The organism is Streptomyces sp. CNQ329, from assembly GCF_000482585.1.
In genome coordinates this window covers 67,234-81,955 of sequence record NZ_AXVU01000005.1, presented here as the reverse complement: position 1 = coordinate 81,955, position 14,722 = coordinate 67,234, and the positions used below count along the sequence as shown (strand labels likewise).

The following is a 14,722-nucleotide window of genomic DNA, read 5'->3' as shown; positions in this document are numbered from 1 at the left end:
AGGTACTCAGGGAGCGAATGCGTACCTAGGTCGGCGAGGGCCCCTCCGTGTCCACCGGGCGCGCCCCGAGGCCCGCGCAGGCCCGGTGTGGCGGGGTCACGACTTGCCGTGCTTGGCCGCCGGCTGGGCGGGCGGCGTCTGCGCCTGCTTGGTCACGTCGCCGACGAGTTCCACCACATCGGGTCCGTACGACTGCGAGTTGACGACCTTCAGCAGCAGGACGAAGGAGTTGCCGCCGTACTTCCGGTTCAGCCGGCTCTCGTTCTTCACCAGGTAGCGCATCGCGGCCTGGTTGGTGATGGAGCGCTGGCCGCAGGAGATGAACACCGGTCTGGCCTCCTGGCCGGCGGCCAGCCGGGCGAGGAGCACGTGCTCGCTGACCCCGTTCTCCAGCCGGTAGCGCTCCGTGCCCACCGCGAACGCGCCGCGGTCGGGGCCCGGCTCGGGGTCGGTGTTGATCCGTACGCCCGGCAGCAGCGACTGCATGTGCGCGGCCATGCGGCGGTTGGATATCGGGGTTCCGACGCAGAACTCGGTGCGGTCACCGAACGCCTGCTGCGCGGTGTCCTGGGCGACGACCTGCGCGTGCGCCCCGCAGGACTTGATCACCGCGGACAGCTCCAGCAGGGCGAGCGCGTCGTGCTTGGCCACGCTCCAGTCCCCACCGCCGGCGTCCCGGTTCACCACCACCAGGGCCTCCGAGTTGCGCGGCAGCCCGAAGAAGCGCTCCCGGCGCCGCTGCCGGCGCCCGCCGAGGCTGCCGCGTGCGTACCACCCGAGCGCGGCGCCGACCACGAGGCCGGCGGCGGCCGAGACGAGGACGAGGATCGGTTCGCTCATGACGGGGCATGCTAGCGGTCGTCCGTATCGTTGTTCGAGGCCGCCGCCCATCGGGTTCCGGTTACCGCGACCGCAAAGCCCCCGTAGCGCGGACGAAATAAAGCGGGTGTCGAATGCCCGCCGTGGCGGAACAATCGCTGCCGCCGGAAATGGCGGAATTCGCACGATTCTTACGGCAGATCACGGGATGGCTGGACGAAGGGACCGGCTGGTACGGAGTCTTTCGCCGCGGCGATCCGGACGGGCTGCGAGCCTGCCTGGACGGTACCGCGGTGCCCCCGTGGGACGTCGTCGGATCACTGCTGGACGACCTGGCCGAGTACGGCGACCGGCGTGCGGCGGACGCGGCGCTGGCGCGCGCCCGCGACCTGCACCGCGCCGCCGTCGCGGCCCATGACGCCCGCCGCCCCGACCGCGCTGCCCTGACTGCGGTGCTCCGCGCCCGGCTCGCGGAGCACCGCGCCGCGGAGGACGAGGCCGGGCGGCTGCGCGCCCGGCTGGCGGTGGAGCAGAACCCCTGGACGGCGCAGGAACTGGAGGAGCAGCTTGCCTGGGTGGGCGACGACGCGGCCCGCGCGTCCGCCCGCTGCGCGGAACTGCGCGAGCGGATCGAGGCACTGGACCGGCGGGCTGCCGCAGGAGAGCCCGACCCGCCGCCCCCGGCGGCTCTCCGGGGCGCACGGTTCGCGGGAGCCGCGCCGGCGCCGCCGCCGGTGCTGCCCGCCATGGGCGGCGCGTACGGGGGTGCGGCACCCGGCGATGAGGCACACGGGGGCGCGGCGTACGGGGTCGTGCCGCCGGGCGCCGCCGGGGGCGGTGACGGACCCGCCGGCGACGCCACCGGGCCGCCGCCCGGTCCCGCCGGCGCCGGCCCGCCCGCCGACGGCGCCGGCGCGCCCGTACCGTCCGCGACGTCAACGCCGCCGGGGTCTCCCGCGCCGTCCGTGCCCCGGGGCGCCCGCTTCCCGGCCTCCGGCGCCGGCGAGCCGGCCGGGCCCGCGGACGCGGCGCCCCCGGCGGCGATGCCCGCGCCCCGCGGCGCCCGGTTCGCCGGAACCGGGGCCGGGGCCGGCGGGGCCGGGCGGCGCCGCAAGGAGGCCGCGGCGGCGGAACGCGCCGCCGCCGCCCGGCGGGCAGCCGCGCAACGGCTCGCCGGCGAGACCGCCGCCACCGTGGCCGCCCTGCGCGACGCGGGCCGTACCGGCGAGGCGTACGCCCGGCTCAGCGTCGCCGCGGCGGGCCCGCCCGAGGCGCTGCCCGACCTCGCCGCCGAGCTGGAGCGCACCGTCGGCACCGCGGAGGTGGCGACCCTCCTGTGGGAGGCCGCCGCGCTGCCCCCCGAACGGCTGACCGGGGCCGCGAACGCCTTCGCCGCCGCCGGCCGTACCCGCGAGGCGCTGCAGCTCGTCCGGCACGCAGCCGCCCGGCCCGTACCCGAGCTGGCCGCGATCCTCTCCGCCCTCCACCGTGCCGGCCGCGACCGGGAGTCGGAGGAGCTTCTCGATGCCTTCGCCGCCGCCCGCAGCAGCGACGAGGCCGTCGAACTGGCCGGCTCCGATCCCGGCCGGCTCGTGCCCCAGTTGCTGCGCGCCGCCGGCCGGGGGCCTGCCCAGCGCCACCGCCGGCTCGCCCACGCACTGCGCTCCGCCGGCCTGCCCGGTGCGCCCGACTCCGCCTGACCCGGTACTCCCCGCCCCCTCGTTCGGTGCGCCGCTCTTGCCAGCGCTCCCGCGGCCACCTTACGTTCAGACATCTGCCCCCGGGTTCTACGTGCGTAGAGCCTCCGGCGTCCCGTCCGAGGAGCAGCCATGGCCAACGTTGTACGCGCCGCACTCGTCCAGGCGACGTGGACCGGCGACACCGAGTCGATGATCGCGAAGCACGAGGAGCACGCGAGAGCCGCCGCCGCCCGCGGCGCCCGCATCATCGGCTTCCAGGAGGTCTTCAACGCCCCCTACTTCTGCCAGGTGCAGGAGCCCGAGCACTACCGCTGGGCCGAGCCCGTGCCGGACGGCCCCACCGTCGTGCGCATGCAGGCGCTCGCCCGCGAGACCGGCATGGTCGTGGTGGTCCCCGTCTTCGAGGTCGAGCAGGAGGGCTTCTACTACAACACCGCCGTCGTCATCGACGCCGACGGTACGGTGCTCGGCAAGTACCGCAAGCACCACATTCCGCAGGTCAAGGGCTTCTGGGAGAAGTACTACTTCAAACCGGGCAACGCCGGCTGGCCGGTCTTCGACACCGCCGTCGGCAAGGTCGGCGTCTACATCTGCTACGACCGGCACTTCCCCGAGGGCTGGCGCGCCCTCGGCCTCGCCGGCGCCCAGCTCGTCTACAACCCCTCGGCGACCTCGCGCGGCCTGTCCGCGTACCTGTGGCAGTTGGAGCAGCCCGCGGCGGCCGTCGCCAACGAGTACTTCATCGCCGCCATCAACCGCGTCGGCGTCGAGGAGTACGGCGACAACGACTTCTACGGCACCAGCTACTTCGTCGACCCGCGTGGTCAGTTCGTCGGCGACGTCGCGAGCGACAAGGAGGAGGAACTCGTGGTGCGCGACCTCGACTTCGGCATGATCGAGGAGGTCCGCCAGCAGTGGGCCTTCTACCGGGACCGCCGCCCGGACGCGTACGAGGACCTGGTGCAGCCGTGAGCGCGGCGAACGGCGGCGGCGTACACCGCGACCTGCTCGCCCGGCACCGGGCCGTCCTGCCGGACTGGATGGCGCTCTACTACGCCGAGCCCATCGAGATCACCCACGGCGAGGGCCGCCACGTCTGGGACGCCGAGGGCAACCGCTACCTCGACTTCTTCGGCGGCATCCTCACCACGATGACCGCCCACGCCCTCCCGGAGGTCACGAAGGCGGTCGCCGAGCAGGCCGGCCGCATCCTGCACACCTCCACGCTCTACCTCAACCGGCCCATGGTCGACCTGGCCGAGCGCATCGCACAGTTGTCCGGCATCCCGGACGCCCGGGTGTTCTTCACCTCCTCCGGCACCGAGGCCAACGACACCGCGCTGCTGCTGGCGAGCAGGTACCGCGGCTCCAACCAGGTGCTGGCCATGCGCAACAGCTACCACGGCCGCTCGTTCACCGCCGTCGGCATCACCGGCAACCGCTCCTGGTCGCCCACCAGCCTCTCCCCGTTGCAGACCCTCTACGTCCACGGCGGCATCCGCGGCAGCGGCCCCTTCGCCCACCTCGACGACGCCGCGTTCATCGACGCCTGCGTCGCCGACCTGCGGGACATGCTCTCCCAGACCCGCGGCGTCGCCGCCCTCATCGCCGAACCGATCCAGGGCGTCGGCGGCTTCACCTCCCCGCCCGACGGCCTGTACGCCGCGTTCCGCGAGGTGCTCGCCGAGGAGGGCATCCTGTGGATCACCGACGAGGTGCAGTCCGGCTGGGGCCGCACCGGCGACCACTTCTGGGGCTGGCAGGCACACGCCGGCAACGGCCCGCCGGACATGCTCACCTTCGCCAAGGGGATCGGCAACGGCGCCTCCATCGGCGGCGTCGTCGCCCGCGCCGAGGTCATGAACTGCCTCGACGCCAACTCCCTGTCCACGTTCGGCGGCAGCCCGGTCACCATGGCCGCGGGCCTGGCCAACCTCGGCCATCTCCTGGAGCACGACCTGCAGGGCAACGCCCGCCGCGTCGGCGGCCTGCTCATCGAGCGGCTGCGGGCCGCCGCGGCGGGCCTCGCCTCGGTCCGCGAGGTACGCGGCCGGGGCCTGATGATCGGCATCGAGCTGGTCACGCCGGGGCACGCCGCGGCGGTGCTGGAGCACGCCCGCGCGGGCGGCCTGCTGGTGGGCCGCGGCAAGTCCGGCGAGACGCTGCGCATCGCACCGCCGCTGTCGCTGACGGTCGCCGAGGCGGAGGAGGGTGCGGCCGTCCTCGAACGCGCCCTGCACGCCGCCGACGCGGAGACCACCGGCTGAGGCGGAGTTCGCACGCACGGAGACCGGCCGGGCGCTTCAAGACGCCCGGCCGGCCCCGGCGGGTGACGGGTGGGCGGTACGTCGACCAGACCCCGGCCGCCCGCGGGTTTGTGGAGGGCGGCGGCGTCGCCGCCGGTCGTGCGGCCGGCGTACAGGGAGTTGCGGAGGTGGGGGAGCCGCTTCGGTCCACGAAGAACGGATGCCGGACGCGTACCGGCAGACGTCATTCCTGTCACGAACAAGGCGTGCATAGGCCACGGATACGGCGCTCCGCGCGCGACCGCGCGCACGGCCCGCGCCACGCGGCCGAGAAGGGTGGCTGCCGCGGTATTGCCGAGCGCGGTGCCATGCTTCTACGGTCTTCGCACGCAGCTCGACTCTACGGGTGTAGACCCCTGGTGACGTCGCGTCGCCGGAATGGAGCAAGGCCGTGAGCCGTACAGTCATCACCGGCGGACTGGTCATCACCGCCGCCGACGAGATCCACGCCGACGTGCTCGTCGAGGACGGCCGCGTCACCGCCCTCGCCGCGCACGGCAGCGACGCCGCCGCCGGCTGGCGCGCCGGGGCCGTCGTGCTCGACGCCACCGGCAAGTACGTCATCCCGGGCGGGGTGGACGCCCACACCCACATGGAGCTCCCGTTCGGCGGCACGTTCGCCTCGGACACCTTCGAGACGGGCACCCGCGCCGCCGCCTGGGGCGGCACGACGACCATCGTGGACTTCGCCGTCCAGAAGCAGGGCAGCGCGCTGCGCGAGGGCCTGGACGCCTGGCACGCGAAGGCCGACGCCCAGTGCAGCATCGACTACGCCTTCCACATGATCCTCTCCGACGTCAACGAGCACACGCTGAAGGAGATGGACGGCCTGGTCGAGGAGGGCGTGACCTCCTTCAAGCTGTTCATGGCCTACCCCGGGGTCTTCTACAGCGACGACGGCCAGATCCTGCGCGCCATGCAGCGCGCCGCCGGCAACGGCGGGCTGATCATGATGCACGCCGAGAACGGCATCGCCATCGACGTCCTCGTCGAACAGGCTCTCAAGGCCGGCAAGACCGACCCGCGTTACCACGGCGAGGTGCGCAAAGTCCTGCTGGAGGCGGAGGCCACGCACCGCGCCATCCAGCTCGCCCGGGTCGCCGGCAGCCCGCTGTACGTCGTGCACGTCTCCGCCGAGGAGGCCGTCGCCGAGCTGGCGCAGGCTCGCGACGCCGGCCTGCCCGTCTTCGGCGAGACCTGCCCGCAGTACCTCTTCCTGTCCACCGACAACCTCGCCGAGCCGGACTTCGAGGGCGCCAAGTACGTCTGCTCCACACCGCTGCGCCCCCGCGAGCACCAGGCCGCCCTGTGGCGCGGGCTGCGCACCGACGACCTCCAGGTGGTCTCCACCGACCACTGCCCCTTCTGCTTCGCCGACCAGAAGGAGCTGGGCCGCGGCGACTTCTCCAAGATCCCCAACGGCCTGCCGGGCGTGGAGAACCGGATGGATCTCCTCCACCAGGCGGTGCTCGACGGGCACCTCACCCGCCGCCGCTGGATCGACATCGCCTGCGCCACCCCCGCGCGGATGTTCGGCCTCTACCCCCGCAAGGGCACCATCGCCCCCGGCTCCGACGCCGACATCGTCATCTACGACCCCGCCGCCCGCCAGACGCTCTCCGCCGCCACGCACCACATGAACGTCGACTACTCGGCGTACGAGGGCAGGGAGATCACCGGCCGGGTCGAGACCGTGCTCTCCCGCGGCGAGACCGTCCTCGACGGGCGGGAGTTCACCGGCCACGCGGGACACGGCCAGTACATCCCGCGCGGTACCTGCCAGTTCCTGTAGAACCAGCCACCAGACCCACACCTCCGGCATCGTTCCCAAAGGGGGCCGAAGTGGATTTCGGACTCGTGCTGCAGACCGACCCGCCCGCATCCGCCGTCGTCGGCCTCATGCGCCGCGCCGAGCACAACGGCTTCCGCTACGGCTGGACGTTCGACTCCACCGTGCTGTGGCAGGAGCCCTACGTCATCTACAGCCGCATCCTGGAGCACACCGACCGGCTGATCGTCGGTCCCATGGTCACCAACCCCGGCACCCGCGCCTGGGAGGTCACGGCCTCCACCTTCGCCACCCTCAACGAGATGTACGGCAACCGCACCGTCTGCGGCATCGGCCGCGGCGACTCCGCCATGCGCGTCGCCGGCCGCCCGCCGAACACCCTGGCCCGCCTCGGCGACGCCATCGGCGCCATCCGCGACCTCGCCGAGGGCCGCGAGGCCCTCATCGACCGCGAGTCCGGCACGACGCTGTCGCTGCCGTGGGTCGAGAACGGGCGGTTGCCGGTGTGGATGGCGGCGTACGGGCCGAAGGCGCTGGCACTCGCCGGGCAGGTCGCGGACGGCTTCATCCTGCAACTCTCCGACGTCTACCTCACCGAGTTCATGGTCAAGGCCGTCCGCACCGCCGCCGCCCAGGCCGGCCGCGACCCGGACGACCTGACGATCTGCGTCGCCGCCCCCGCCTACGTCACGGACGGCACCCCCGAGGCGCTGGCGCACGCGCGCGAGCAGTGCCGCTGGTTCGGCGGCATGGTCGGCAACCACGTCGCCGACCTCGTCGACCGCTACGGCGAGCACTCCGACGTCGTCCCCGAGGCGCTGACGGCGTACGTCAAGCAGCGCCAGGGCTACGACTACTCCCACCACGGCCGCGCCGGAAACCCGTCCACCGACTTCGTACCCGACGACATCGTGGACCGCTTCTGCATCCTGGGCCCGGTCGAGGCGCACCTGGAGAAGCTGCGCCGGCTGCGGGAGCTGGGCGTGCACCAGTTCGCGATCTACGCGATGCACGACGCGAAGGAGTCCACCATCGACGCGTACGGGAAGTCCGTCATCCCGGCGCTGGCCTGAGGGGGAACCATGGTTGCCGACGCCGCGTCACCGCCCTACCCGCCGGAGCCGGCCGACGGCAGGGTGGAGCTCGCACCCTCCGACGACCTGGCCGGAAGCCGCTACGCCAACGGCGACCTGCTCCCCGTCCCGGCCGCGCGGCGGACCTGGACCACGTACAACTTCGCCGCGCTGTGGATCGGCATGGCGGTCAACGTGCCGACCTGGACGCTCGCCGCCGGCCTCATCGCGCTGGGCATGGACTGGAAGCAGGCCGTCCTCACCATCGCCCTGGCGAACGTCATCGTGCTGCTGCCGATGCTGCTGACCGGCCACGCGGGACCGAAGTACGGGATACCCTTCCCCGTCCTGGCCCGCTCGTCGTTCGGCGTGGTCGGCGCCAACCTGCCGGCGCTGCTGCGCGGCGTCGTCGCCTGCGCCTGGTTCGGCATCCAGACGTGGATCGGCGGCCAGGCGATCTACTTCCTGGCCGGGAAGATCAGCGGGGCCGGGAGCTGGTGGGTCGAGGCCGGCTCGTGGGGCGGCTATCCGTGGCCGCAGTGGCTGTGCTTCGTGCTGTTCTGGCTGGTCGAGGTCGGCATCATCCTCTTCGGCATGGAGGGGGTGAAGAAGCTGGAGAACTGGGCCGCACCGCTGATGCTCGCGGGCGCGGTCGCCCTGCTCATCTGGATCGCCGACCAGGCCGGCGGCTTCGGCCCGCTGCTCGACGAGCCGTCCGAGCTGGGCTGGGGCACCGAGTTCTGGAAGGTGTTCTTCCCCGCCCTCATGGGCATGATCGGCTTCTGGTCGACGCTGTCGCTGAACATCCCGGACTTCACCCGCTTCGGCGCCGGGCAGCGCGCGCAGATCTGGGGCCAGTCCCTCGGACTGCCCACCACGATGGCCGCGTTCGCGCTGCTGTCCGTGCTGGTCACCTCGGGCTCGCAGGCGGTCTACGGCAAGCCCGTCTGGGAGCCGGCGGAGCTGGCCGCGCGCATGGACACCAAACTGGGCGTCGCCTTCGCCCTGTTCGTCATCCTGCTCGCCACCCTGACGACGAACGTCGCGGCCAACCTGGTCAGTCCGGCGTACGACCTGTCCAACCTGGCGCCGAAGGCCATCAGCTTCCGCACCGGATCGCTGATCGCCTGCACCGCGGGCATGCTGATGTTCCCCTGGGAGCTGATCGCCAACCCGGACATCTACATCTTCGTCTGGCTCGGCACCTACGGCGGCCTGCTCGGCGCGGTCGCCGGCGTCCTGATCGCCGACTACTGGCTCGTCCGACGCACCGCACTCGCGCTGCCCGACCTGTACCGCCGCGACGGCGCGTACTGGTACGCGGGCGGCTGGAACTGGCGCGGCGTCCTGGCCTTCACGGTCGGCGGCCTGCTGGCCGTCGGCGGCTCCCACACGGACGCGGGCGCCTCGGGCCCGTACCCCGAGGACGGCCTGATCCCCTTCCTGAAGCCCCTGGCGGACTACGGCTGGGCGGTGGGCCTCGGGACGTCGCTGATCCTGTACACGGCGCTGATGGCGGGGACGCGCGGCAAGGCGGTCACAGCCGGGCCAGCAGGGGCGGCAGCGCCTCGCTGATCGGCTCGCGGACCACCTCGGCCGCGAGGTGGTCGTACGGCGTGGGCTCGGCGTTGACGACGACGAGCCGGGCCCCCGCCGCCGCGGCCCGCCCCACCAGCGACGCCGCAGGCTGCACCTGCAGGCTGGTGCCCACCGCAAGGAAGACCTCCGCCGCCTCGGCCACCGCCACCGCCGTGGCCAGGACCTCCGGGTCGAGCCGCTGGCCGAACATCACCGTCGCCGACTTCAGGATCCCGCCGCACTCCCGGCACGGCGGGTCCGGCTCACCGGCCGCCACCCGCCGCAGCGTCTCCGCCATCGGCCCCCGCCACGGGCAGGCCGTGCACACCGCCGTACGGGACGAGCCGTGCAGCTCCAGCACCTTGCGGGCGGGCAGCCCCGCGAGCTGGTGCAGCCCGTCGACGTTCTGCGTGACGACCCGCACCGGCGTCCCCGCGCGGGCCAGTTCGGCGACGGCCCTGTGCGCGGCGTTGGGGCGGGGGTCGCGGCCGGCGGCCTCCCGGCGCACGAGCCAGGAGCGGCGCCGGACCTCCGGGTCGGCCATGTAGTCGTCGTACGTGACGAGCCTCTGCGCCTCCGGATCCCGCCGCCAGACCCCGTTCGGCCCCCGGTAGTCGGGGATGCCGGAGTCCGTGGAGATCCCGGCGCCGCTGAGGATCGCCACCAGCGGGCGCCGCCCCTCACCCTCCGTCGCCTCGGACATGCGCACAGGGTACGGCGCGCGCACGTTGCCCGCGGACGTGACGGCGGCGCCTCCGGAGTGGGAGATGCCGCCGTCGCAGTGGTGCCGTGCCCTGTCAGGCGCCCGGCAGCTCGCCGAACTTGACCGCATCCACGAACGAACTCCAGGCGTCCGCCGGGAAGACGAGCGCGGGTCCCTGCGGGTCCTTGCTGTCGCGGACGGGAACGGTGCCGGTGGCGGCCGCGGTGGCCGGTGCCCACTCGACGCAATTGCCCCCCGCGCCGTTGCTGTAGCTGGACTTGACCCACTCCGCGCGGGAGAGGTCAGGGGTGGTGTTCATTTCGGCAGTTCCTCCATCGCCGATCGGATGAACTCCGCCGTCTCCTGGGGAGACAGCGCGTAGGACCTCACCAGATCGTATGCCCGCTGGCGTGCGGTGACGCCTGCCGGGCCCTCCAGCAGCGTTCCGATCTCGATGCCTTCCTCGTAGGCGACCGCGAGGCCGGTGTCGAGGGTCAGCAGTGTGAGCCCGCCGCCCATCAGGGCGTGCTCCCCGTGCGCGCCGGGGAGCAGTTGAACGGTGGTGAACGGGGTGTCCACCGCGTCGGTGAGCCGGGCCAGTTGCTCCCGCATCACCGCCGCTCCGCCGACCGGCCGGACCAGCACCGCCTCGTCGATGACGCACGCGTAGTCGGGCGGGGCGGTGGCGTGCAGCAGCTCCTGGCGTTTCAGCCGGGCCGTCACCCTGCCCTCGATCTCCTCGGGTGTGTCGTCCGGGTTGCTGGCGCGGAAGAGCGCCCGGGCGTAGGCGGCGGTCTGCAGCAGGCCCGGCACGAGCGCCCCCGCGTACTCGCGGATGAGGCGCGCCCGGCGCTCCAGCTCCATCCGGCGCCGGAACTGCGTGGGGTGGATTTCCAGCGATTGATGCACCAGCTCGTCCAGCCGGGAGAAGTGCCCGCCGGTGTCGAAGAACTCGTCCAGCGACTTCGAGAGTCCGGGCGTCGGCAGCACCTGCGCCGTCTCGATTCGGTGGAGGTGGGCGCGGCTGACCGGGACCTGCGCAGCCAACCCCTCGAGGGCCAGGCCGGCTTCGGTGCGCAGACGACGTAGCTCGGCTCCGTAGAAGTCCCTGTTCGAGCGGAACGGAGTCAGTTCACGTGGTGGTTGTGGCACGACATTACCCCCTGGGCCCATGGTGCGGACGGATCGAGACTAGCCGATGTGAGCACGGTAAGAAATCGAACAACTACATAGAGTCACTGCGGTGCGGGTCGGGGCCTATGCCGTAACCGGACGAGTCGTGAGCGGTGCGTGACAACTGCTCTGGCGCTACGCTGGAGAAAGGCTGACGGATCGTCAAAGCAGAGGTACCGGGGGTCGGTGTGACGGCCAATCAGAGCGACCGCCCCGAGGCGCAAGGGGACGACTCTCGCGGCAGTGAGCCGGTTACCCGGGACAACGGCCCGGAGGCGCCGCAGGAGTCATCCGGACCGAGCATCGGATCCGTGGCCGGCGGGTCGATCGCCGTAGGGGATGGCGGCAGCGTCTACATCGGGTCATATGGATACCCGCAGACGTCGGGACCGGGCACGCGGCCGGATTCCCCGTCGCCCGCGCCCCTCGCCGCGCAGCGGCAGAGCTTCTACTTCGACTTCCTGAAGCATTCCCTGCGGCAAGCCGAATGGACCTTTCGGCTCAGCGTCTGGTTCATGACCGGTGGCGCGGCTGTGATCCTCACCGGCGGGGTCCTCGCGCTGGTGCACGCGGGACGTTCTGATCTCAGCTACCTGCCCCTGGTCACCAGTCTGACCGGTGCGCTGATCACGGTCGGCGGAGGCGCACTGTCAGTGCACGCAAGGCGCGCGCGTGCTCACGTCACGGAGCAGGCCGACCGCATCGACGAGAAGATCGAGCTGGATCATAAGCTGGAAACCGCCACCACTCTGATCGACCGAATCGACGACCCCTCGGCGCGTGACCGCCTCAATGCTGCGGCGGCGATGAAGTCATTGGACATGCAGCCGAGCCCGGAGATCATGGTCGACCGACTCCTGCCCGAACAGGCGACAGGCCCACCCGAAGAGATCGAACCGGGTGACGACGCCACGCGCTGACCCGCCCATCGAACGCCCTCGGCCGGCGTGCGCTACCTGTCCGGCCCTGGCGGAGGCCGGCCAAGGCCGGCCCCGGGCCCTTATCGCCCGGACCCGCCGCGGGCAGACGGCCATGACACGCTGCTGCCCGGCGGATGGCGCCGTTCGCACCCGTCGTGCGACTCCGCAACGCTGCAAGCTGGTCCGCGGTCGGTGAACCGGCCATCTCAGCGGGGTGCCTCGGCGCCGCATGCCGCGTCCGGGGCCACCGCATGGTTCGATGGACATATGATCGACGATTTCGTGGCCTCCGCCGACGCCCTCGACCGGGTCGAGGACGCCCTGCGCAAGGCCGCGGCCGAGGAGGTCATGCCCCGCTTCCGGCAGCTCGGCGCCGACGAGATCGTGCAGAAGGACGGTCCCCACGACCTGGTCACCGTCGCCGACCAGCAGGCGGAGCTGCACCTGGAGCGCAGCCTGACCGCGCTGCTGCCCGGCTCGGTGCTCGTCGGCGAGGAGGGGACGCACGCCGACCCCGGCCGGCTCGCCGCGCTCCGCGGTGAGGCGCCGGTGTGGATCGTGGACCCCGTCGACGGCACCCGGCAGTTCGTCCACGGGGAGCCCGGCTTCTGCATGCTCGTCGCCCTCGCCCACCGCGGCGAGGTGCTGGCCTCCTGGACGTACCTGCCGGCGAAGGACATCATGGCCGTCGCCCGCCGCGCCGGCGGCGCGCACCTCGTCGGCGGCGAGGAACTGCACACCGGTGTGCCCGACCCGGGCCACGAGCTGCAGGTCGCCGTCTCCCATCACGACTTCACCACCGAGGCCGAGAAGCGCGCCCTCGCCCGGCTCGACGTCCCCGGTGTACGGGCCCGGCCCTGCGGCTCCGCCGGCCACGACTACCTGTCCGTGGCCCGCGGCGAGATCGACGCCGTCGCCTTCTCCTGGGAGAAGCCCTGGGATCACGCCGCCGGCCTGCTGCTCGTCGCCGAGGCGGGCGGCGCCAGCGGCACGGTCGCGGGGGAGCCGTTCCGCGTGACCGGCGGCAACGCCCTTCCGTTCACCGCGGCGCGGGACGCGGAAACCGCGCGGCATATCCTGGCCCTGCTGGCCGGACCGGGCCGGGGCGTACCCGGGGCGGGACCCTAGGGTGGGCGCTCTGCCGGATCGGGCCGGCCGGGACGTTCCATCAGAAGAGCCCTGACCCCAGCCAGCGACGACGGGAGTGGCGAGGCGGATGACGACGCTGGTCGACGTGGTGGTCGTAGGCGCGGGGCCCAACGGGCTGACCGCCGCCGTCGAACTCGCCCGACGCGGCTTCACGGTCGAGGTCTTCGAGGCCCGCGACTCCATCGGCGGCGGGGCGAGCACCGCCGAGCTGACCCTGCCGGGCTTCAGGCACGACCCCTGCTCCGCCGCCCACCCCTTCGGCATCGGCTCCCCGGTCTTCCGCGAACTCCCGCTGGCCGAGCACGGCTTGGCCTGGGTGCACAGCGAACTGCCCATGGCACACCCGTTCCCCGACGGCTCCGCGGCCGTGCTCTCCCGCTCCGTGGGCGAGACCGCGACCTCGCTCGGCACCCGCGACGCCGGCGTCTACCGGCGGCTCGTCGAGCCGTTCCTCGGGAAGTGGGAGACGCTGTCGTGGGACTTCTTCACCGCCTCGCTGCGCTCCGTGCCCCGTGACCCCGTCACCCTCCTGCGGCTCGGCCAGCTCGCCATGCCCGTGTCGCTGCTGAACCGCCGCTTCCAGGGCGAGCGCGCCCGCGGCATGCTGGCGGGCCTCGCCGCCCACGCCATCGCCCCGCTGCACACGCCGATCACCGCGGCCATGGCGCTGGCCTTCGCGCTCGCCGGCCACGCCGTCGGCTGGCCGGTCGCCCGCGGCGGCTCGCAGGCCATCTCGGACGCGCTCGCGGCGTACCTGCGCGAGCTGGGCGGCGAGATCCACACCGGGATCGAGGTCAAGCGGCTCGACGAGCTGCCGCCGGCGCGCGCGTACGTCTTCGACACCACCCCGACCGCGCTGGCACGCATCGCCGGGCTCGGCGGCGCCTACGACGGCTTCCGCTACGGGCCCTCCGTCTTCAAGATCGACTACGCCCTGGACGGGCCCATGCCGTGGACCTCCGAGGAGGCGCGGCGCGCCCTGACGGTGCACGCCGGGCCCACCGAGGGCGAGATCGGCGCGGCCCTCGACGCCGCCGTGCACGGCGTCCAGCCCTCCGTGCCGTTTCTCATCGCCTGCCAGCCCACCATCGCCGACCCCACCCGCGCGCCCGAGGGCAAGCACACCCTCTGGGTCTACGGGCACGTGCCCAACGGCTGGGAGGGCGACGCCACCGATGCCATCGAACGGCAGCTCGACCGCTTCGCGCCCGGCTTCCGCGACCTCGTGCTGGCCCGCGCCACCGCCGGACCGCCGCAACTGGCCGCGCGCAACGCCAACTACGTCGGCGGCGACATCGCGGCGGGTGCGTTCTCCGGCATGCAGACCCTGATGCGTCCCCGGCTCGCCCGGGTGCCGTGGGCCACCGTCCACCCCCGTGTCTTCCTGTGCTCCTCGTCCACGTACCCCGGGCCCGGCGTGCACGGGATGGGCGGGCACAACGCGGCCCGCGCGGTCTTCCGCACGCTGACCCGGTCCCGCTGACGACGGGCAGGTGACGGGCGGGTACAGGC

13 protein-coding genes are annotated in these 14,722 nt (G+C 72.9%); 9 read left to right on the top strand and 4 right to left on the bottom strand.

Annotation, left to right across the window (positions count from 1 at the left end; translation table 11 throughout):
- Window positions 1–96 precede the first annotated feature (96 nt).
- The gene (locus tag I003_RS0104320) at window positions 97–840 is read right to left on the bottom strand and encodes a hypothetical protein (RefSeq protein WP_027770382.1); all 744 of its coding nucleotides are present in this window, start codon (window positions 838–840) and stop codon (window positions 97–99) included.
- A 122-nt stretch (window positions 841–962) separates the two neighbouring features.
- Here I003_RS0104320 and I003_RS0104315 point away from each other — a divergent pair, with 122 nt between their 5' ends.
- The 6 genes from I003_RS0104315 (at window position 963) to I003_RS0104290 (ending at window position 9,262) form a co-directional block, all read left to right on the top strand.
- Window positions 963–2,519 carry a hypothetical protein gene (locus tag I003_RS0104315; RefSeq protein ID WP_486584081.1) on the top strand — a complete coding sequence of 519 codons (1,557 nt, stop codon included), beginning with the start codon at window positions 963–965 and terminating at the stop codon, window positions 2,517–2,519.
- A gap of 129 nt (window positions 2,520–2,648) precedes the next feature.
- Window positions 2,649–3,491: a nitrilase-related carbon-nitrogen hydrolase gene (locus tag I003_RS0104310; protein WP_027770380.1), complete on the top strand. Its 843-nt coding sequence runs from the start codon at window positions 2,649–2,651 to the stop codon at window positions 3,489–3,491.
- A 68-nt stretch (window positions 3,492–3,559) separates the two neighbouring features.
- A complete protein-coding gene (locus I003_RS0104305) occupies window positions 3,560–4,786 on the top strand; it encodes a class-III pyridoxal-phosphate-dependent aminotransferase (protein ID WP_051368095.1) in 1,227 nt (408 codons plus the stop codon).
- A gap of 430 nt (window positions 4,787–5,216) precedes the next feature.
- On the top strand, window positions 5,217–6,617 hold the full coding sequence (hydA, locus tag I003_RS0104300; RefSeq protein WP_027770378.1) for a dihydropyrimidinase: 1,401 nt from the start codon (window positions 5,217–5,219) through the stop codon (window positions 6,615–6,617).
- 50 nt (window positions 6,618–6,667) lie between these two features.
- Window positions 6,668–7,687, top strand: coding sequence for a TIGR03842 family LLM class F420-dependent oxidoreductase (locus tag I003_RS0104295; protein ID WP_027770377.1), 1,020 nt, complete (start codon window positions 6,668–6,670; stop codon window positions 7,685–7,687).
- A 9-nt stretch (window positions 7,688–7,696) separates the two neighbouring features.
- On the top strand, window positions 7,697–9,262 hold the full coding sequence (locus I003_RS0104290; protein ID WP_027770376.1) for an NCS1 family nucleobase:cation symporter-1: 1,566 nt from the start codon (window positions 7,697–7,699) through the stop codon (window positions 9,260–9,262).
- Here the strand turns inward: I003_RS0104290 and I003_RS0104285 are convergent.
- The 3 genes from I003_RS0104285 to I003_RS0104275 form a co-directional block, all read right to left on the bottom strand.
- A complete protein-coding gene (locus tag I003_RS0104285; RefSeq protein ID WP_027770375.1) occupies window positions 9,225–9,968 on the bottom strand; it encodes a Sir2 family NAD-dependent protein deacetylase in 744 nt (247 codons plus the stop codon). The two genes, I003_RS0104290 and I003_RS0104285, sit on opposite strands and share 38 nt — an antisense overlap.
- Before the next feature lie 94 nt (window positions 9,969–10,062).
- Window positions 10,063–10,287, bottom strand: a complete 225-nt coding sequence (locus I003_RS0104280) for a DUF397 domain-containing protein (RefSeq protein ID WP_027770374.1) — start codon at window positions 10,285–10,287, stop codon at window positions 10,063–10,065.
- The gene (locus tag I003_RS0104275) at window positions 10,284–11,120 is read right to left on the bottom strand and encodes a Scr1 family TA system antitoxin-like transcriptional regulator (protein WP_027770373.1); all 837 of its coding nucleotides are present in this window, start codon (window positions 11,118–11,120) and stop codon (window positions 10,284–10,286) included. The genes I003_RS0104280 and I003_RS0104275 overlap by 4 nt, the downstream gene beginning before the upstream one ends.
- A 209-nt stretch (window positions 11,121–11,329) precedes the next feature.
- On the opposite strand from I003_RS0104275, the gene I003_RS0104270 reads away from it, so the two are divergent.
- From I003_RS0104270 to I003_RS0104260, 3 genes are all read left to right on the top strand, one after another.
- Window positions 11,330–12,061: a TRADD-N-associated membrane domain-containing protein gene (locus I003_RS0104270; protein ID WP_199784231.1), complete on the top strand. Its 732-nt coding sequence runs from the start codon at window positions 11,330–11,332 to the stop codon at window positions 12,059–12,061.
- A 267-nt stretch (window positions 12,062–12,328) separates the two neighbouring features.
- Window positions 12,329–13,189: an inositol monophosphatase family protein gene (locus I003_RS0104265; protein ID WP_027770371.1), complete on the top strand. Its 861-nt coding sequence runs from the start codon at window positions 12,329–12,331 to the stop codon at window positions 13,187–13,189.
- Window positions 13,190–13,277: 88 nt separating this feature from the next.
- Window positions 13,278–14,693 carry a phytoene desaturase family protein gene (locus I003_RS0104260; protein WP_027770370.1) on the top strand — a complete coding sequence of 472 codons (1,416 nt, stop codon included), beginning with the start codon at window positions 13,278–13,280 and terminating at the stop codon, window positions 14,691–14,693.
- Window positions 14,694–14,722: the final 29 nt, after the last annotated feature.

What these genes read in the sequence shown, in the direction of transcription:
- I003_RS0104320 (WP_027770382.1), bottom strand. Translation starts at nt 840, where the DNA reads ATGAGCGAACCGATCCTCGTCCTCGTCTCGGCCGCCGCCGGCCTCGTG.
- I003_RS0104310 (WP_027770380.1), top strand. Translation starts at nt 2,649, where the DNA reads ATGGCCAACGTTGTACGCGCCGCACTCGTCCAGGCGACGTGGACCGGC.
- I003_RS0104305 (WP_051368095.1), top strand. Translation starts at nt 3,560, where the DNA reads ATGGCGCTCTACTACGCCGAGCCCATCGAGATCACCCACGGCGAGGGC.
- I003_RS0104290 (WP_027770376.1), top strand. Translation starts at nt 7,697, where the DNA reads ATGGTTGCCGACGCCGCGTCACCGCCCTACCCGCCGGAGCCGGCCGAC.
- I003_RS0104285 (WP_027770375.1), bottom strand. Translation starts at nt 9,968, where the DNA reads ATGTCCGAGGCGACGGAGGGTGAGGGGCGGCGCCCGCTGGTGGCGATC.
- I003_RS0104280 (WP_027770374.1), bottom strand. Translation starts at nt 10,287, where the DNA reads ATGAACACCACCCCTGACCTCTCCCGCGCGGAGTGGGTCAAGTCCAGC.
- I003_RS0104265 (WP_027770371.1), top strand. Translation starts at nt 12,329, where the DNA reads ATGATCGACGATTTCGTGGCCTCCGCCGACGCCCTCGACCGGGTCGAG.
- I003_RS0104260 (WP_027770370.1), top strand. Translation starts at nt 13,278, where the DNA reads ATGACGACGCTGGTCGACGTGGTGGTCGTAGGCGCGGGGCCCAACGGG.